The following is a 17,804-nucleotide window of genomic DNA, read 5'->3' on the forward strand; positions in this document are numbered from 1 at the left end:
GGAGCTATGACTTCCTTGAGTACTCATCACCAGGAAAAGGCGACACTCCTAGAGCGCCTGATCTTCAACAACCGCCCGGCAGTGATTGTCATCTGCCTGTTGGTCAGCATTTTCCTGTTTTGGCAGGCGACGCTGATCCGGCCGTCCACCAGTTTCGAAAAAATGATCCCGCTGGAGCATCCCTTCATCCAGAAGATGATGGAGCACCGCAACGATCTGGCGAACCTGGGCAACACCGTGCGGATTTCGGTGGAAGCCACCGACGGCGACATCTTCTCCAAGGAGTACATGGAGACCCTGCGCCAGATCAACGACGAGGTGTTCTACATCTCCGGCGTCGATCGTTCCGGCCTCAAGTCGCTTTGGAGTCCGAGCGTTCGCTGGACCGAAGTGACCGAGGAAGGCTTCGCCGGTGGTGAAGTGATCCCGCAGAGTTACAACGGCTCCCAGGCCAGCCTCGACCTGCTGCGCAACAACGTGCTCAAATCCGGTCAGGTCGGGCGTCTGGTGGCCAACGACTTCAAGTCGAGCATCGTCGATATCCCGCTGCTGGAGTCCTATCCGGACCCGCAGGACCAGGGCAAGTTGCTCGCGCTGGACTACCGCAAGTTCTCCCATGAACTCGAAGACAAGATCCGCAACAAGTTCGAAGCGCAGAACCCCAACGTCAAGATCCACATTGTCGGTTTCGCCAAGAAAGTCGGCGACCTGATCGATGGCCTGGTGATGGTGGTGATGTTCTTCGGCATCGCCTTCGTCATCACCCTGATCCTGTTGCTGTGGTTCACCAACTGCCTGCGCAGCACCGTGGCGGTGTTGAGCACGACGCTGGTGGCGGTGATCTGGCAGCTCGGGTTGATGCACTTCTTCGGTTTCGGACTTGATCCGTATTCGATGCTGGTGCCGTTCCTGATTTTCGCCATCGGTATTTCCCACGGCGTGCAGAAGATCAACGGTATTGCCCTGCAATCCAGCGAGGCCGACAACGCCCTGACCGCAGCGCGCCGCACCTTCCGCCAGTTGTTCCTGCCGGGGATGATCGCGATCCTCGCCGATGCCGTGGGTTTCATCACGCTGCTGATCATCGATATCGGCGTGATCCGTGAACTGGCCATCGGCGCGTCCATCGGCGTGGCGGTGATCGTGTTCACCAACCTGATCCTGCTGCCGGTAGCGATTTCCTACGTCGGCATCAGCAAACGTGCCGTGGCCCGCAGCAAGAAAGACGCGACCCGCGAACATCCTTTCTGGCGCCTGTTGTCGAATTTCGCCAGCGCGAAAGTCGCACCGGTCTCGATCCTGCTGGCACTGATCGCCTTTGGTGGCGGCCTCTGGTACAGCCAGAACCTGAAGATCGGCGACCTTGACCAGGGCGCACCGGAACTGCGTCCGGACTCGCGCTACAACAAGGACAACAACTTCATCATCAGCAATTACTCCACCAGCTCCGATGTATTGGTGGTGATGGTCAAGACCAAGTCTGAAGGCTGCTCGCGCTACGAAGCCATGGCGCCGATCGACGAGCTGATGTGGAAGATGCAGAACACCGAGGGCGTGCAGTCGGCGATTTCCCTGGTGACCGTGTCCAAGCAAATGATCAAGGGCATGAACGAGGGCAACCTGAAATGGGAAACCCTGTCGCGCAACCCGGACGTGCTGAACAACTCGATTGCTCGTGCCGATGGCCTGTACAACAACAGTTGCTCGCTGGCACCGGTGCTGGTGTTCCTCAACGATCACAAGGCTGAAACCCTGGATCGCGCGGTGCATGCCGTGCAGGAGTTCGCCAAGGAGCACAACACCGAAAACCTGGAGTTCATCCTCGCTGCCGGTAATGCCGGGATCGAAGCAGCCACCAACGAAGTGATCAAGAAGTCCGAGCTGACCATCCTGATCCTGGTGTACATCTGCGTGGCGGTCATGTGCATGATCACCTTCCGCTCCTGGGCGGCGACCTTGTGCATCGTGCTGCCGCTGGTGCTGACCTCGGTACTCGGCAACGCCCTGATGGCCTTCATGGGCATCGGCGTGAAAGTCGCGACCTTGCCGGTCGTGGCGCTCGGGGTCGGGATTGGCGTGGACTACGGCATCTACATCTACAGCCGTCTCGAAAGCTTCCTGCGTGCCGGCCTGCCGTTGCAAGAGGCGTATTACCAGACCCTGAAGTCCACAGGTAAAGCGGTATTGTTCACCGGTCTGTGCCTGGCCATCGGCGTGTGCACCTGGATCTTCTCGGCCATCAAGTTCCAGGCCGACATGGGCCTGATGCTGACCTTCATGCTGCTGTGGAACATGTTCGGTGCACTGTGGCTGTTGCCGGCACTGGCACGGTTCCTGATCAAGCCGGAGAAACTGGCAGGGCAGAAGGGCAACTCGCTGTTCGCTCACTGATCCCGGCGTAAAACAGAAAAGCCGCAACCCAGGTTGCGGCTTTTTTATGGGTCGAATGTCTGGTCCGGGCTTACTTGCCCATCGCCTGGCGGTATTGGCGAGTGCGCCGTGCGATGTGCAAACGATCGAGAATCAACGCCCAAATCGCCGACACTTGCGGCCGTGTCGTACGCCCGCGACTCAAACGAGCCAGCTGGAATTTCACCACCGCCATGTTCGCCAGCGATGCCAGTGCTTTGCGTTTCCAGCGAATCGGCGGTAGCTGCGGATGGCTGTTTTGGCCTTCGCGCCAGTGTTTGACCAGCAGCGGTTCAACGGCCAGCGCGGTGCCAATACCGGCCATCGCGATGCCGCTGTCGAGCACCTGTTCAACGATTGCCAAGCGGCGGATTCCGCCCGTGACCATCACCGGCATCCGCGCCACGCTGGCCAACTCGCCAGCCATTTCCAGAAAGTAGGCTTCCCGCGCCAACGTGCGGCCGTCGCGAGCTTCGCCTTGCATCGCCGGTGCTTCGTAGCTGCCGCCAGAGAGTTCCAGCAGGTCGATCTGCTGCTCGTTGAGCCACTGGATCACTTGCCGGGCGTCGTCGGCGTCGAAGCCGCCGCGCTGGAAATCCGCCGAGTTGAGCTTTACCGAAACACAAAACTGCGGCGATACGGCTTTACGCACCGCGCTGACCACGGCCAACAGCAATCGAGCACGATTCTCCAGCGATCCGCCCCAGTGATCAGTGCGGCGATTGGTCAGCGGCGAAAGGAACTGGCTGATCAGGTAACCGTGCGCGGCATGGATCTGCACACCGGTAAAACCGGCCCTTTCCGCCAATGTGGCGCTGGTGGCGAAGCGCTGGATCACCTCTTCAATGTCGGCTTCGTCCATCGGTTTCGGTTCGGCGAACATCTTCGAAAACGACCCCAGATCCAACGCCACCGCCGACGGTGCCAAGGCTTGTTGACCGAGGTTGGCCATGGTCTGGCGGCCGGGATGATTGAGTTGCACCCAGAACTGCGCACCACCGGCCCGGCCAATGTCCGCCCATTGTCGAAAGCGCCCAAGGTGGCGCTCATCCTCCAGCACCACGCCGCCGGGGCCGGTCATGGCGCGGCGGTCGATCATCACGTTGCCGGTCAACAACAGACCGGTCCCGCCCTCGGCCCAGGCCTGGTACAAGCGAAACAACGCGTGGTCGGGCGCCTGATCGAGATCGGCCAGGTTTTCCTCCATCGCGGCTTTGGCGATGCGATTGCCGATGGTCTGGCCGTTGGGCAAATTCAACGCTTGGAAGGGCGACATGCTTGACTCCTCATCAGTGATGCGTAGAGGCTAAGCTTAAAGTTAACTTTAATGTCAAGCAGGCAAACGAGGGCACGATGAAGATTGGTGAACTGGCGCAGTTGAGCGGACTAACCGCTTCGCGCATCCGCTTTTATGAGGCTCAGGGGTTGATCCAGCAGGTGCAGCGCTCGGCCAACGGCTATCGGCGCTATCCGCAGCAGGTTCTGCAAACCTTGCAGATCATCCAGTGCGCCCAGCAGGCCGGGTTCAGCCTGGAAGAACTCAAGAATCTGTTACCGGATAATGTGACGGGCGCGTTCAAGCACGATGAACTGATGGTCAGCCTGCAACGCAAGATCGAGCAGATCGAAGCGATGCAACTGCACCTTGCTCAGAGCAAAGCGCAGTTGCTGGGCTTGATCGAAAACATCCAGGCACGTCCCGAAGGCATGGCCTGCGATGCCAACGCCGAGCGGGTGCTGGCGTCATTCAAGCACTAAGGAGCGTTGGGGCGCAGGAATCGGGTTGCGCATCAGCGTGCCCACCACCAGCGCACCCAGCAATGCCGCAAGCCCCGCGACCCACAGCAACAGACTGAAACCTGCGACAAAAGCCTGCCGGGCCAAGGGTCCGACCAGCGTTCGCGCCGCTTCGGGCAGCAGGCTCATTGCCGCGCTCATGTCACCGGCCACCACCCGCGAGGCGACATCCTTGGATTGTTCGAGCAGCGCCGGAGCCTGGCTCGACAGGCCAGTGTGCAGCTGTTGTTCGGTGTGGCCGGCGAGCAGGGCGCCATACACGCCGATGGCCAGCATCACCGCACTGAAGCGCATGGTGGTGCTCATGCCCGAGGCCATCCCGGTGCGCTCCCGAGGCACGCAGGCCATGATGTTTTTCTGCGTGTCACCGTTGAGCAGACCGGCACCGGCGCCGGTCACGGCAATTGCCAGGGCGAAGAGCGGGTAACCGCCGCTGTTGACGGCCCAGGCGCTGAGCAGGTTACCGCTGCCCACCAGCGTCAAGCCGATGGCCATCATGTTCGCCGGGGTCACGCGACCTGTCAGGCGTGCGCCGATGCGCGGGAAAATCAGCATGGTCACTGCAAACGGCAACATGCCCAGTCCCGCCGAAATCGCGGTAAAACCCAAACCGTTCTGCAGATAAAACGGCAGCATCGTCATCATCACCTGGGCGCACGCAGCGTAGGAGAACATCCCGAGCAGGGCGCCGATGAAACGCGGATGGCGAAACAGTTGCAGGTCGATCATCGGCCTCTGTTGCAGGCGTTCGATCACCACGAACAACCCCAGCAGCGCCGCGCCGCCAATCAGGCGCGCATAAGTGACCGGGTTGTTCCAGCCGATGCGGTTGGCTTCGATCAGGCCCCAGATCAGGCATAACAGACTGGCGCTGAACGCCAGACTACCCCAAGGATCGAGGCGTGCGGCCTGGGCGTCGCGGGATTCCGGCACCGCGCGCCAGACCATATACATCAGGAACAGGCCGACCGGCAGGTTGAGGTAGAAAATCCAGCGCCAGCCGACGTACTCGGTGATCAATCCGCCCAAGGTCGGCGCAGCGGTCATCGCCACGCCCATGCAGCCGCCCCAGAACGCCCAGGCCTTGGCCCGTTCCACTTCATCGTGAAAGGTGTGGCCGATGGACGCGAGCGCCGAGGTCAGCAGCAGCGCGGCGCCGACGCCTTTGATGGCGCGGGCGATGTCGAGAAACAGTGCATTCGGCGCGGCGCCGCAACCCAGCGACGCAAGGATGAAAATGCCCAGCCCCCACATCAGGGTTTTCTGTCGGCCAAAACGGTCGGCCAGGCTGCCGGCAGGCAACAGCAACGCGGCGAAGGCCAGCATGTAAGCACTGACCACCCATTCGATGTCCGCGAAATTCGCCCCCAGATCCCGAGCGATGCTGGGCAAGGTAACGGCGACGATGTTGGTGTCGAGCACGATCAGCGAGCAAACGGCGGAAGCAGTGAGCAAGGTCAGGCGTGGGCTTACCTTGGGTTTGACGGACATGGCAGGGGTTCTCTACTGTGGCGGTTCGTGCAGCTTATCGCTCGCTGAAGATGTCTTTGTTAGGCGCGCTTCATCACTTCATTACCTTTGAGCTAATGCAAAAATGGACATCCGTCACTTCCGCTACTTCCTGGCCGTCGCCCGGCAGCGCAATTTCACCCGTGCCGCCGAGCAACTGGGCATTGCACCGCCAACGCTGACCCGGCAGATCCAGGACATGGAAACGGAACTGGGCACGCGGCTGTTTTTGCGTCAGGTGCGGGACGTCAGCCTGACCGAGGCTGGCGCAGCGCTGCTGATCGAGGCCGAAGCCACGGTGCGGCAATTCGAATCGGCGCAACGCAATGCGCAACGTGCCGGTCGCGGTGATATCGGCCATATCGAACTGGGTTACGTCGCCTCGGCGGTGTACTCGGGGATATTGCAAAAACAGGTGCAGGGTTTTGCAAGCGAGTACCCGGATGTCAGCCTCAACGTGCGGGAAAGCCCCATGGCCAGCCTGCCGAACATGATCCTCGAAGGGCGCTTCGATCTCGGTTACATCCGCTGCCCGATGGCCTTGCCCGAGGGCGTCGAAGGCGTGCGCCTGAATGATGAGGGCTTTGTCCTGGCGCTACCGGTCGACTCGTGGCTGACTCGCTTGCCGGTGATCACTTCGGCGCATCTGCAAAATGAGAACTTCATTCTTCCGGAGCAAGTGATTGGCACTTTGCAAGTGGCCGCGCAGGGTAAGTTCGTCCCGAAACTGGGCGCGCAACCGGGTGGATTGGTGGCGGTGATTGCGCTGGTGTCGCTGGGGCAGGGCGTTGCGGTGGTGCCGGAATCGGTGGTCGGGCATGTCAGTTTGCCGAATGTGGTGTATCGGCAGGTTTCGGACTGCAATACGTCGTCGTGGTTGGCATTGGTTCATCGGCGGTTTGAGAAATCGCCGGCGGTGGTGCGGTATATCGAACGGATCAAACATTCGGGTTAGCCTTCAGAAGATCGTCCGAAGGCTGCGATCTTTTGATTTCCTACAGATCTTGAAATGATTTCCGGCTGTAGGATTTGTCGCTATCACCTGTACGATTCAAGTCCTTTTTTCCTTTCAGGACTTGCATGAACACCCTCACGGAGCCTCCCAGTTATCCTTCCTTCTCGCGCCAACGCGCGGTCTTGACGCACGCGAAACATCCGGTCTTTCGGGTTCTGAACACCCATGACATTGCAGCTCCACGGCCTCTGCGCCGCGCCTTGCCATGCCCGGCATTCTGAATTCACTGAAGAGATCGAGACGTTTTTATGGAATGGTTAGCTGACCCCACCGCATGGCTGGGCTTGTTGACGCTGATTGTGCTGGAACTGGTGCTGGGCATCGACAACCTGGTGTTTATCGCGATCCTGGCGGACAAGTTGCCGCCGCATCAGCGCGACCGTGCGCGGATCATCGGTTTGTCCCTGGCGTTGTTGATGCGTTTGGGCCTGCTGGCAAGTATTTCCTGGCTGGTGACCCTGACCCAGCCGTTGTTCGAGGTGTTCGACAAGAGCTTCTCCGGGCGAGACCTGATCATGCTGTTCGGCGGTGTGTTCCTGTTGTTCAAGGCCACCATGGAATTGCACGAACGGCTCGAAGGCCATGTCGGCGAACGTTCGTCCAATTCGGCCTACGCGCTGTTCTGGCCCATCGTGGCGCAGATCGTGGTGCTGGATGCGGTGTTCTCCCTCGATGCGGTGATTACCGCCGTGGGTATGGTCGATGAACTGGCGGTGATGATGATCGCGGTGATCATTTCCATCGGCCTGATGATCGTCGCCAGCAAACCGCTGACCCGTTTCGTCAATGCGCACCCGACGGTGATCATGCTGTGTCTGGGTTTCTTGATGATGATCGGCTTTGCGCTCACCGCCGAAGGCCTGGGCTTCCACATTCCCAAGGGCTATCTATATGCGGCCATCGGGTTCTCGATCCTGATCGAGGTGTTCAACCAGATCGCCCGGGCCCGGCGCAAGCGTTCGATGCAAGGTCTGCGACCGATGCGCGAACGAACTGCCCACGCGGTGATGCGCTTGCTCGGCGGGCGCAAGATGGCGGTGGAAGAGGTGGGTGAAGAAATCGCCGACATGCTCGACAACGGCGAGGCACCCAGCGAAGAACTGTTCGATCGCCGTGAGCGGGTGATGATCAGCGGCGTCCTGCAATTGGCGGAGCGACCGATCCGCACGTTGATGACCGTGCGCGCCGATGTCGATCACATTGACCTGGCCGATGACGCCGAGGCGATTCGTACGCGGCTGATGCATTCGTCCTACTCGCGCCTGCCGCTGATTCGCGACGGCGCGGTGGATGAGCCGTTGGGCTTCGTGCACAAGAAGGAACTGCTTAAGGAGTTTCTGGCCGGCAACGAACCCGATCTGGCGCATCTTGCACGCCAGACGATCAATTTGCTGGAGAGCTATTCGATCCTCAATGCCCTGGAGCAGATGCGCAAGGCGTCGACGCACATTGCGTTCGTGGTCAACGAGTTCGGTGATTTCGTCGGGGTGCTGACCATGACCGACATCCTTGAGTCGATTGCCGGTGAGCTACCCGATGCCAGCGAAATCGAAGGCCCGGACGTGATCGAAGAGAAGGGCGGCTTCGTGGTCAGCGGCGCATTGAACCTGGCGCGGGTTCGACAGCACACCGGATTTGCCGCAGAACCAACCGATGACTATCAAACTTTGGCCGGGTTGGTCGTGAGTCTGCTGGATCGGTTGCCAATGATCGGTGACAGCCATGAGTGGGAAGGCTGGCGCTTGACGGTCACGTCGGTGGAAGAGCGACGGGTGAAGAGGGTGCTACTGGTGCGCATCGGCAGTTAACGGATTGCGCCGTGCGCTGTGGACATGTCAAGGATGGGAGGACTGACGTGATGTCAGCCTCCCACGTTCATTCAGTGCAACTTACGGACGAACAACGAACGTCGCCGGTTGTGCCCAATCAGACACCGCATCGTTGAGCGTTTGGTTGGCCGTCATGGGAAACTCGCCCGAGCGCAGTTTTTCAGTCACCTGGACACGCCATTCACCATTGTTGTCCACCACGCCACTGCCGTGAACGACGCCGCCGTAGCCCGCCTGATAGAGTTTTATCGTGGCACCGGGATAACCGCGGCCAAAAACCAGCGGCTTGTCTGTGGAAGCCTGGGAGGGCGGATGAATAATCGGCTTCTCAAGGCCCATGACTTTATCGCCCGACCAGGCCCAGGCACTTCTGGTTGGCCACTCGGCATAGTCGATACGAAAGTAAAATTTGGTTCCGGGTGCAATGAGGTTGCTCGGGACTTGATAACTGAACGGGCCACGCGCTTGATTGTAACTGTGGATCAACGTTGGGCCGGTGTAGATCTCCAATCGCCACGCCGCCGCCTTGCGAGCCCGTGCCTCGATCAAAAAGCCCGGGGTGAGATAAGCCCCTGGCAGGGGCTGCGTGATGGACGGGCCACCAAATACACCCGCCATCGCCGCTTCGGCTTCATCTTTACGGATTTCCATATCCATTTGTTTACTGCTCCATTGGGGGGACAAATGTTGTCCCGCTGGAGCAAATTTTTAGCAGCTTTGCGCCGGAAACACTCCTTGGGATAGTTAACCGTTTGTAACCCCCGCAGCAGTTTTCATGCAGGCCATTGATTCAATTCAACAGATGAAAGGTATACCGATCCTTCCCCGTATGTTTTGACTCATACAACGCCGCATCGGCCTTGACCAGCGCCTGATTCAAGGTGTCGTCATCCAGTACCTGCGCGAGCCCGATACTGATGGTCACCGGATGCTGAGTCGGTTGCTCGCGCACCACCCGGCAAAGCTCCCCGGCCAACGCCTCGACCTCTTCCCGGCGTACCCCCGCCAGATAAATTGCAAACTCCTCACCGCCCAGGCGCGCGTATTCGTAGTGGCTCATTACCGCTTTGATGTCCTGCGCGATGCGCTTGAGCACTTCATCGCCGATGTCGTGGCCGTAGACGTCGTTGACCTTCTTGAAGTTGTCGATATCGATCATAGCCAGGTAGTGATCGTGTTCACGTGGCGTGGCGTGCAATTGCTTGTCGGCGCGGGTCATGAACGAACGCCGATTGGGGATTTCGGTCAGCGTGTCGATGTACGCTTGATCCAGCAGTAACTTGGACATGATGAAGTTGTAGAGTTTGGCCTTGCGCAAGGTGAGGAAGCTGTAGATGGTCAGTGCGCAAATGAACGTCGTGTAACTGAGCGCCATCACACCCCTGAGTTCTTGCGTTTCGATACCGGAGTCGTAGAAGGGGTTGAGAAATGCCCACGTGATGAGTTGTGCGGCAAAGAATGCCCAGCGACTCAGGGGCAGCACCGACGCGGTGAACAACGTGGTCGATGCCGCCAACAGCAGCCAGGCCGGTTGGTGGTCTTCGGGTACCCCTTCGATCAACAAGCGCGTGCCCAAAGCGATGGTGAAGATGAACAACAGGTTCAGCTTCTGGAAATGCCGAGCGTCGCGGGTGAACAGCAGAATGATCACCAGGATCGTGAAGACGCCGACAAACACCACTGAGCGCCACGTGAAGCTCTGGTCGCCGACAAAGCTGAGAATCAGGTCGTAGGCGATCCAGACCGCGATACTGGCGATGTAGATCAACAGGCAGAACTTGTGCAGCCGGTCGAACTCATGCTGGAGAAACTCGGCTTTCAGCGCCGCTGGCGCGGTTCTCTTCAGCACTTCATCTTCAATGGTTTTGTACATCGCTGCCCTTGGTCTTGTGTTGGTTGTCGAGAATCACCTTGCCCCATGGCCGGTAACGCAGCGAAAAAACCGCTGTGGGGTGGCAACCTGGCGATATTTGCAAATTGGCTGGCTCGGCGCGGAAGGCTTGCCCGGCAGCGCTGACCTGATGGAACGCTTCCTGGACGATGCCGATGGAGCAGGGCAAGGCATTGGCGTAGCCGTTGCGCACCAGTGCCGGCAAACGCCCGGTGCCAACCCCGTCCTGCCACCAGACTTGAATCCCTGCACTCGCCAGTTCACCCAGCCACTGGGCATTCACCTGCGGCGCAAGTTTGCCGACGCTGAAGACGCTGACATGCAGTGGCGCATCGAGTTTGCCGGCGAAGTCCTTGAGTTGGCGCTGCAGGGTTTGCCTGCGATCAGGCGCCAGAAAGTGCAAGTCATCCAGCTCCATCGGCAGATACCAGCCGTTGACCGGCAGCTTCCAGTCTTTGCGCAGCTTCTGCTGCTGGGCCAGCGATTGCCCCAATTGCGCCTGCCAGTAACTCGCCAATCCGGCGCTGTCGAGTTCATTGATGCGCTGGTAATAGGCCGGGTCCATGCTCAAGCCCAGCACCAGGTTCAGGCCTTGCTCGCGGGCGAGTTTCAGGCTGTTGGCTAACCAGCCTGTGGCGCCGCCGAAGTCTGAGTCGCCATAGGCGGTCCATTGCACGATCAACGTGTGGGCGCCTTGTTTGGCGGTGTCTCGCCAGATCGTGCGCCATTGGCTTTCGCTGAGGCTCGCGTCGACGTTTAGCGGTTGATAGAAAATTCGCTCATCGGCGCGGGCCGCAGTGCTGCCCAGCAACAGGCACATGATCAGTAAAAATCGCCTCATCAGAAATTCAACTCCACGCCCAGCAGCACGCCGTTGCCGCCTTCATACAAGTTGCCGCCCAACGACTGCTGATACTCGGTGCGAACCGACAGGTGAGCGCGGTAGGCATTGTAGATATCGTCGTCGAACCACCATTGCCAACGCAGGCCGATACCGGTGCGCAGGTCTTGGCGCCAGTCGTTGCTCGGGTCCTGACTGGCGAACTCGAGAAAGCCGTAAGGCATGAGCGTTTGCGCACCGTTGAACGGCAGCTTCCAGGCATGACCTTGCTGGAAGCGCGAAAGCCATTGATGGTCGCCAGCCTTGGTCCACCACGCCGCATCGAGATAAAGGAAACGTTCCTCCCAATCGCTTTCGTCAACGCGCCAATCGTTGCGGAATCGCCCCTGATCAAGAAACGAAGCGGTGGCGCGCAGCAGGTAATCGGTAGTGGTGTGGCCGTCCTTGCGGTGATCTTCGACCTGATCCCCGAGTTTTTCCGGAACCAGCATTTGGCCCAGGCTCAAGCCGTGGTTGTCCTGATCATCGAACTGACTCTGCTTGTAGATTTCGCCATAGAAGTTGATGTTCGCCGTGCCCCAGGGCTTGTAGCGCAGGCCCACGCCGGTGCCGAGGGATTCGGCGTAACTTGAGCGGCCGACGCCGCCCAGCAACACGCGCCCGTAGACTGACAGCGTGCTGCCGGCGCGACTGGGTTCCTCGCCGAGTGCGTGGTCCCACATGGCCAGTTGCACGTTTTGCGAGGTCGAACGGCGTCTGGAGCCGGTGGTGTCGTCCGGCAGCAGGAAGTCGTTGGTCGAGACGCCGGCCGGTGACCAAGTGCTGGCGATGGTGCGCGTGTCACGACGGGACAGGGTTTCGTGGGCACGGCGCTGGCGGTAGCGGCGGGCCTCCATGCTGCCGTCCTCGTCGTCGGCGGCTACCGGGTGCTGTTCCAGATCGATTACGCGGCGCAGTTCCTTGCGGGCCGAGGCGCTGTCTTCGGCTTCGTCGTAGCGCCAGGCCAGGGTTTCGCCGAGGCGATAGTCTTCCGGAAAGTCTTTGGTCGCGCTTTGCAGATAGGGGACGGCGCGAGCGCGTTCTTCCCGGGTGTCTGCACCGGCCAGGCGCATGCCGTAATCGGCGCGATAACGCGGGTTGTCCGGTTCAAGGCGAACGGCTTCGGCCAGCCACGCGGTGCTCTGTTGCAGGTCGCCGGCCTTTTGCGCGGTGACCGATGCGGCGTAGAAATGTCCGGCGTCCGCTGACTGTTGCAGGGCGGAGCGCTGGCGCTGCAAGGCGAGGGCGTGATCGCCCCGGGCATCGGCAATTGCCGCGCCCAAAGCCCATTCGTTGGCGCCACGGCTGCGGCTTTGCTGCCAGTAGCGTTCGGCGGTCTGCGCATCGCCGGCATTGAGGGCGCTGCGGCTGGCGGTGAGTCGTGCGTTATCGCTCAGTTCGGACGCCGGGGTGCTGCGCCAAATAGCCAAGGCACCGGGAGAATCCCCGGCGGCTTCCAGCGCGTAGGCCAACGGCAGGCGACTGCCACGGTCGCCGAGTTTTTCTGCGCTTTGGTAATACACCACCGCTTCGCCGGGACGCTCCGGCATCGCACAACGACCCAGGGCGCGGTAGTCGCCGGCGCTTTGCGGATGATCGCCGATGGCCTGTCGCACCGCCGTGCACTGGCCGCTTTCCGCCAATTGCGCCAGCAGTTGACCGCGAGTTGCGGGGTCGACGCGATTGAGCAGCGATACCATGCGTTGCTGTTGCGCCGGGGTCGGTGTCGACGAGGCATACAACCCGGCCAGGCGTTGCAGCAGGGCGGCTGGCAGCTTGCCGTTGTGGCGGTCGTACGCGTTTTCGAGCAGTTGTTGCGCGTGCTCACGCTGCCCGGCATTCAGTGCCAGATAGGTCGCCTGATCGAGAGACCTCAGGTTGCCGGTTTGCTGGTAATGCCGCTCCCAGAGTTGTTGCGCCTCTGCATTGCGACCCAATGCCTGCACCAGCTCGGCCCGGCGCTTGACCACGTCGGCGGTCTGCGGTTGACCGGCGAGCCAGGCCATGACCTTGTCGCTGCGGCCCTGTTGTTGCCAGACGTTGAGCAATTGCGCTTGCCGGCGGCTATCCCACGGCTCGGGCAAGCGTGTGCTTTGCAATAGATCGGTGGCTTGCAGGCGCTGGGCGAGGACCAGCCAGGCCTGCGGGTCTTCGTCGGGCCGGCATTTGCGCAGTTGCGTCAGCGCGGCTGGCGGATCACGCCGGGACAACCATTCGGCCGTCTCCAGGCACGGCCGCTGCAATTCGTCACTCAGGCGCTGGACCGTTGCGCTGTCGCCGGTTTCCCGCGCCAGTTCCCACAAGCGCTGTCGCTGGGCTGGATCGGCAAGGTCTTCGGGCGGTAGCGACTGCATCCAGCGCTGTGCCTGCTGGGTATGCCCCATGGCAATCGCCCGCTCGACCATGGCCAATCGAGCCTTGCGCGCAGCTTCCGGGCTAGGCGCCTGTTGCAGCAATTGCTGCAAGGGTTGATCGTCGAGGCGTTGCACGTAGGCGTTGGCCAGCCGTTGCCAGCCTTGGGCGTCCAGTTGATTGCTCGCGGCCAGGGGCGCCAGTTCCTTGATGGTGCCGTCCCAGTCGCGCAACTGCTCGGACCAATTGGCGCGGGCCATTTGCAGGATTCGTTGATCGCCCTTGGGGGCCAGTTGCGCCAGCCAATCGTGGGCCCGCGCCGCACCGCCGAACTTGGCCAGGCTCAAGCTGTAGGCCTGCCAAAGGCGTATGCGTTGGGTCATGTTGCTGGTGGCGATCCACTGTTCGACCTGCTCGCTGCCCGGCGGATCCTGTTCGATCCAGGTCAGGCGCAGGTTGAGCAGGGCGTCGCTGTTTTGCGGGTTGTCCGGCAGCGCTTGCACGGCGTCCTTGTAGCGCCGCTGTTTGTCCAGCGCCTCCACCAGCAAGGCACGCGCTTCATCGTTGTTCGGCACGATGCCGAGAAGGTGGCGCATCAACCGTTCGACTTCGGCCCAGTTGCCTTTTTTCGCTTCGCGATAGCTGCGGTCCATGTAAGGGAAACTGCGGAACTGCTCAAAATCGGTCAACGGTTCGGCCTGCACCCACGCCGCGGTACAAAGGCTCAGCAGCAGGCTGCCGACAAGCAGGGCGTGACGCTTGCCTGGCTTCATTCGACCTCCCGGGCAATGCCGAAGGCGGCTTGCTGTTCAGCGGCCTGATCCTCAAGCGCCTGTTCGAGCACTTGCTGGGTAATGATGCCGCGCGAGATCAGATGTTCGCCCAGCGACATGCGCTCGGCATCAAAGTCGATCAAGGCCTGATTGAACAACGACGGCGGGACCATTCCTCGCACTTGCAGCAAATTGCCCAGCAGCACTTGATGGTGACTGACGCGCTCAAGCAAGGCTTCATCGTCCTGATGACGTTCAAGCACTTCGAGCATGTGATGCACGTCTGCGCTTTGCCGGGCGCTCGGGTACCAGAATCGGATCCCCAATGTCACCCGGCCCTGAGGCGCGAGACGGCAGCGAACCGAGCGTTTCAGCTGACGGCTGATGGCGCCCAGCGATACCTGGCTGACCGGGCCTTCGGAGGCCAGCACCAAGGTGTCGCCCTCTTCGGCGGCGGGCAGCACGCCGTAGTGCGTGGCGACCTTGCGCGGAACGGCGTCGATCAGGCGTTTATCGAGTTTGAACGGATTGAGCGGCGCCCATTCCATGTCCAGTTGTTCGGCCAGGGTCTGCACCAGTTGCGTGGTGTCGATGTGGCCGCGCAGCAGCAGTTCGTGGCCCAGGCGCCGACGCACCGGGTTGGTGATCGCCGCGTCCAGTTGTTCTTCGCTAAGCAGGCCTTTTTCAACCAGCCGATGACCCAGCGGGGTGCGTTGCGCCTGGGCCAGGGCCGGGAATTCATGGGTGGTCTTGTCCCACGCTACGCGACGCGAATCGCCCATTTCCATGACTTGCCGCAAGGCCCGCAGGTTGGCGAAGAAATTGACGAAATTGCTCCACATCATCCGCGGCGCCGACAGCAGGCCTTCAACGATTCCGTAATAACGGGTGACGAACCAGCCGCGCTGGAACAACCGGTTGAGCAGCATCAGGCCGTTGAGCCAAAGCAGAGTCGTGAGCAGAGTGCTGTCGGTGAGGATCGACGGGTAACGCCAGGCCTCGGGGAAAATAACCGTCACCAGCCACATCGCCAGCAAGACCAGCAACAGCAGGTTGACCAGGAAGCTCAGCAGGTACGCGATCAACCCACGACGATCGCGCCACAGGAAATAATTGAGCAGGCCCGTGGGGCTCCAGCCGAGGTTCTTGGTGCCCTGGAATACGATGCCGACGATCCAGCGGGATTTTTGTCGGATCGCGTGCTGCAAGTCCCGGGGGAAATGTTCACGGACGCAGATCACCTGGGAAAAGGCGCGGTTCATGCCGAACACCCAAGGCTGTTGCAGTGCCAGTTTCGGGTCGCTCACCGAGTAGCGGGCGAAGATGCACTTCATGCCTTTCTGTTTGAGGCGGAAGCCGATGTCGTAGTCTTCGGTGAGGCTCTGCACATCGAAGGCAATGCCATCGCCATCCTCGAGCAAGGCGCTGATGGCCTTGCGGCTGAAGCAGGTGCCAACCCCGGCACTGGGGACCTGGCCGGTCAGCGCCTCGCGGACAATGACATCCTTGCCGTGATTTTCGGCGAACTCGTCGACGTAATGACCTGCGGTGAAACCTCTCCATTCGGGGGCGTAGGGATAGACCGGAATCTGGATCAGGTCCTTGTTCGGCAGCAGGTAGTTGAAGAGGCGTAGCTCCATCGGCGAGATCACATCTTCGGCATCGTGCAGGATGAAACCGGCAAACTGGATTTTCGCATCGCTTTCAAAACGCAGGATGGCGTCGATGATGTTGTTCAGGCAGTCAGCCTTGCTGGTGGGGCCGGGACGGGCGCAGATCACCTTGTGCACATTCGGGTAGTGCTGGCAGACCGCGTCGACGTCGGCCTGGGTCTCTGCATCGTTGGGGTAGGTGCCAACGAAAATCTGATAGTTCTCGTAATCGATGGTCGAGGCGGCCAGGCGCGCCATTTCGCCTACTACACCGACTTCATTCCACGCCGGAACCATGATCGCCAACGGCTTTTCGCTGATGGTGTAGAGCCGCTGTTCATCGGCGCGCTTGAATTTCTCATAGTAGCGCCAGCGGCGGATCAGCTTGCGGGTCCAGTAGACGACGTCGATGAACAAGTCATCGAGGCCCAGCACGAACATCAACAGAGCCAGGGCAATTGCGAGGTATTTGAGGCCGAAGAGCACATATGCGAAGAAATCGACCAGGCCCAGACTCATGCTCCTTTACCCGCTACTGCGCGGTGTTTGAGCCACACTCCGAGCCGATTGGCGATCCGTTCGCTGGCATGGCCGTCGCCGTAGGGGCTGTGGATGCGGCTCATGCGCTGGAAGGTTGCGTCGTCATCGAGCAACAGGCTGGCTTCCTTGACGATGCGGTCGGTGTCGGTGCCCACCAGCAGCACCGTGCCGCCTTCGAGCACTGACGGCCGTTCGGTGACATCGCGCAGCACCAGCAACGGTTTGCCGATGGCCGGAGCTTCTTCCTGGATGCCGCCGGAGTCGGTGAGGATGAAATGCGCGCGGTCCATCAGCCAGACAAAGTGCTGGTAATCCTGCGGTGCCACCAGATAGATGTTGGGTTTGTTGGACAGTACGCTGTACACGGCGTTTTGCACCTGCGGGTTGAGGTGCACCGGGTAGACGAATTGCACATCCGGGTAACGCTCGGCGAGGGTGGCCAGGGCCAGGCAGATGTTGCGAAAGCCGCCGCCGAAGTTCTCGCGGCGATGGCCCGTGATCAGCACCATGCGCCGATTGTCGTCGAGCACCGCCAGTGGAGAGTCGGCCGCCGGATGCCACTGGATTTGTTGCTGATGGGTGCGCATCCATACCAGTGCATCGATCACCGTGTTGCCGGTCACTTCGATGTTGGCCTTGGGTACGCCTTCGCGAAGCAGGTTGTCTTCGCTCTTGGTGGTCGGCGCGAAGTGCAGGTCGGCGATGACGGCGGTCAGGTGCCGATTGGCTTCCTCCGGCCACGGCGCGCGCAAGTTTCCGGTACGCAAACCGGCCTCGACATGGCCGATGGGCAGTTGGCGATTGAAGGCGGCGAGGGCGGCAATGAAGCTGGTGGTGGTGTCGCCATGGACCAGCACAATATCCGGCTTCACCCGCTCGTAGGCTTTGTCCAGATGTTCCAGCAATTGCTCGGACAGACCATTGAGGGTCTGGCCCTGAGTCATCACTTGCAGGTCTTCGTCGACCACCAACTCGAAAGAGTCGAGCACCTGCTTGAGCATCTCCCGGTGCTGGCCGGTCGAGCAGATGTTCAGTTCGATACCGGGCCAGTTACGCAAGACTCGAGCAAGGGGTGCCATCTTGATGGCTTCCGGCCGTGTTCCGAACACCATCATGACTTTGAAGGACATGAACCCTCCCTGGACAACACACGCCAC

12 protein-coding genes are annotated in these 17,804 nt (G+C 60.6%); 4 read left to right on the plus strand and 8 right to left on the minus strand.

Annotation, left to right across the window (positions count from 1 at the left end; genetic code table 11):
- The first annotated feature begins 6 nt into the window (after positions 1-6).
- Positions 7-2,391, plus strand: coding sequence for an efflux RND transporter permease subunit (locus ACW9JC_RS06330; protein ID WP_448108104.1), 2,385 nt, complete (start codon positions 7-9; stop codon positions 2,389-2,391).
- A gap of 70 nt (positions 2,392-2,461) precedes the next feature.
- Here ACW9JC_RS06330 and ACW9JC_RS06335 read toward each other — a convergent pair whose 3' ends face one another.
- Positions 2,462-3,685, minus strand: coding sequence for an NADH:flavin oxidoreductase/NADH oxidase family protein (locus tag ACW9JC_RS06335; RefSeq protein WP_457454213.1), 1,224 nt, complete (start codon positions 3,683-3,685; stop codon positions 2,462-2,464).
- Positions 3,686-3,762: 77 nt separating this feature from the next.
- Here ACW9JC_RS06335 and ACW9JC_RS06340 point away from each other — a divergent pair, with 77 nt between their 5' ends.
- Positions 3,763-4,167: a MerR family transcriptional regulator gene (locus ACW9JC_RS06340; RefSeq protein WP_457454215.1), complete on the plus strand. Its 405-nt coding sequence runs from the start codon at positions 3,763-3,765 to the stop codon at positions 4,165-4,167.
- Here ACW9JC_RS06340 and ACW9JC_RS06345 read toward each other — a convergent pair.
- Complete coding sequence (locus tag ACW9JC_RS06345; protein WP_457454216.1) at positions 4,153-5,697, minus strand: MFS transporter; 1,545 nt, start codon at positions 5,695-5,697, stop codon at positions 4,153-4,155. The genes ACW9JC_RS06340 and ACW9JC_RS06345 overlap by 15 nt on opposite strands.
- A 103-nt stretch (positions 5,698-5,800) precedes the next feature.
- Between ACW9JC_RS06345 and ACW9JC_RS06350 the strand changes: the two genes are divergently transcribed.
- The gene (locus tag ACW9JC_RS06350) at positions 5,801-6,670 is read left to right on the plus strand and encodes a LysR family transcriptional regulator (protein WP_457454217.1); all 870 of its coding nucleotides are present in this window, start codon (positions 5,801-5,803) and stop codon (positions 6,668-6,670) included.
- Positions 6,671-6,978: 308 nt separating this feature from the next.
- The gene (locus ACW9JC_RS06355; RefSeq protein WP_457454218.1) at positions 6,979-8,538 is read left to right on the plus strand and encodes a TerC family protein; all 1,560 of its coding nucleotides are present in this window, start codon (positions 6,979-6,981) and stop codon (positions 8,536-8,538) included.
- Positions 8,539-8,619: 81 nt separating this feature from the next.
- Here ACW9JC_RS06355 and ACW9JC_RS06360 read toward each other — a convergent pair whose 3' ends face one another.
- The 6 genes from ACW9JC_RS06360 to wecB all read right to left on the minus strand — a co-directional run bounded on the left by ACW9JC_RS06360 (position 8,620) and on the right by wecB (position 17,777).
- A complete protein-coding gene (locus tag ACW9JC_RS06360) occupies positions 8,620-9,216 on the minus strand; it encodes a hypothetical protein (protein ID WP_457454219.1) in 597 nt (198 codons plus the stop codon).
- A gap of 133 nt (positions 9,217-9,349) precedes the next feature.
- The gene (locus tag ACW9JC_RS06365) at positions 9,350-10,432 is read right to left on the minus strand and encodes a diguanylate cyclase domain-containing protein (RefSeq protein WP_457454220.1); all 1,083 of its coding nucleotides are present in this window, start codon (positions 10,430-10,432) and stop codon (positions 9,350-9,352) included.
- Positions 10,416-11,291 carry a DUF4434 family protein gene (locus ACW9JC_RS06370; protein ID WP_457454221.1) on the minus strand — a complete coding sequence of 292 codons (876 nt, stop codon included), beginning with the start codon at positions 11,289-11,291 and terminating at the stop codon, positions 10,416-10,418. The genes ACW9JC_RS06365 and ACW9JC_RS06370 overlap by 17 nt, the downstream gene beginning before the upstream one ends.
- The gene (locus ACW9JC_RS06375; protein ID WP_457454222.1) at positions 11,291-14,455 is read right to left on the minus strand and encodes an NfrA family protein; all 3,165 of its coding nucleotides are present in this window, start codon (positions 14,453-14,455) and stop codon (positions 11,291-11,293) included. The genes ACW9JC_RS06370 and ACW9JC_RS06375 overlap by 1 nt, the downstream gene beginning before the upstream one ends.
- The gene (gene nfrB, locus ACW9JC_RS06380) at positions 14,452-16,626 is read right to left on the minus strand and encodes a cyclic di-3',5'-guanylate-activated glycosyltransferase NfrB (protein WP_457454223.1); all 2,175 of its coding nucleotides are present in this window, start codon (positions 16,624-16,626) and stop codon (positions 14,452-14,454) included. Before nfrB ends, ACW9JC_RS06375 begins: the two co-directional genes overlap by 4 nt.
- Positions 16,623-17,777 (minus strand): non-hydrolyzing UDP-N-acetylglucosamine 2-epimerase, encoded by a 1,155-nt coding sequence (wecB, locus tag ACW9JC_RS06385; RefSeq protein WP_448108094.1) that lies wholly within the window; start codon positions 17,775-17,777, stop codon positions 16,623-16,625. Before wecB ends, nfrB begins: the two co-directional genes overlap by 4 nt.
- Positions 17,778-17,804: the final 27 nt, after the last annotated feature.

Source organism: Pseudomonas sp. SDO5591_S426, assembly GCF_054070755.1.

What these genes read in the sequence shown, in the direction of transcription:
- ACW9JC_RS06330 (WP_448108104.1), top strand. Translation starts at nt 7, where the DNA reads ATGACTTCCTTGAGTACTCATCACCAGGAAAAGGCGACACTCCTAGAG.
- ACW9JC_RS06335 (WP_457454213.1), bottom strand. Translation starts at nt 3,685, where the DNA reads ATGTCGCCCTTCCAAGCGTTGAATTTGCCCAACGGCCAGACCATCGGC.
- ACW9JC_RS06340 (WP_457454215.1), top strand. Translation starts at nt 3,763, where the DNA reads ATGAAGATTGGTGAACTGGCGCAGTTGAGCGGACTAACCGCTTCGCGC.
- ACW9JC_RS06345 (WP_457454216.1), bottom strand. Translation starts at nt 5,697, where the DNA reads ATGTCCGTCAAACCCAAGGTAAGCCCACGCCTGACCTTGCTCACTGCT.
- ACW9JC_RS06350 (WP_457454217.1), top strand. Translation starts at nt 5,801, where the DNA reads ATGGACATCCGTCACTTCCGCTACTTCCTGGCCGTCGCCCGGCAGCGC.
- ACW9JC_RS06355 (WP_457454218.1), top strand. Translation starts at nt 6,979, where the DNA reads ATGGAATGGTTAGCTGACCCCACCGCATGGCTGGGCTTGTTGACGCTG.
- ACW9JC_RS06360 (WP_457454219.1), bottom strand. Translation starts at nt 9,216, where the DNA reads ATGGATATGGAAATCCGTAAAGATGAAGCCGAAGCGGCGATGGCGGGT.
- ACW9JC_RS06365 (WP_457454220.1), bottom strand. Translation starts at nt 10,432, where the DNA reads ATGTACAAAACCATTGAAGATGAAGTGCTGAAGAGAACCGCGCCAGCG.
- ACW9JC_RS06370 (WP_457454221.1), bottom strand. Translation starts at nt 11,291, where the DNA reads ATGAGGCGATTTTTACTGATCATGTGCCTGTTGCTGGGCAGCACTGCG.
- ACW9JC_RS06375 (WP_457454222.1), bottom strand. Translation starts at nt 14,455, where the DNA reads ATGAAGCCAGGCAAGCGTCACGCCCTGCTTGTCGGCAGCCTGCTGCTG.
- nfrB (WP_457454223.1), bottom strand. Translation starts at nt 16,626, where the DNA reads ATGAGTCTGGGCCTGGTCGATTTCTTCGCATATGTGCTCTTCGGCCTC.
- wecB (WP_448108094.1), bottom strand. Translation starts at nt 17,777, where the DNA reads ATGTCCTTCAAAGTCATGATGGTGTTCGGAACACGGCCGGAAGCCATC.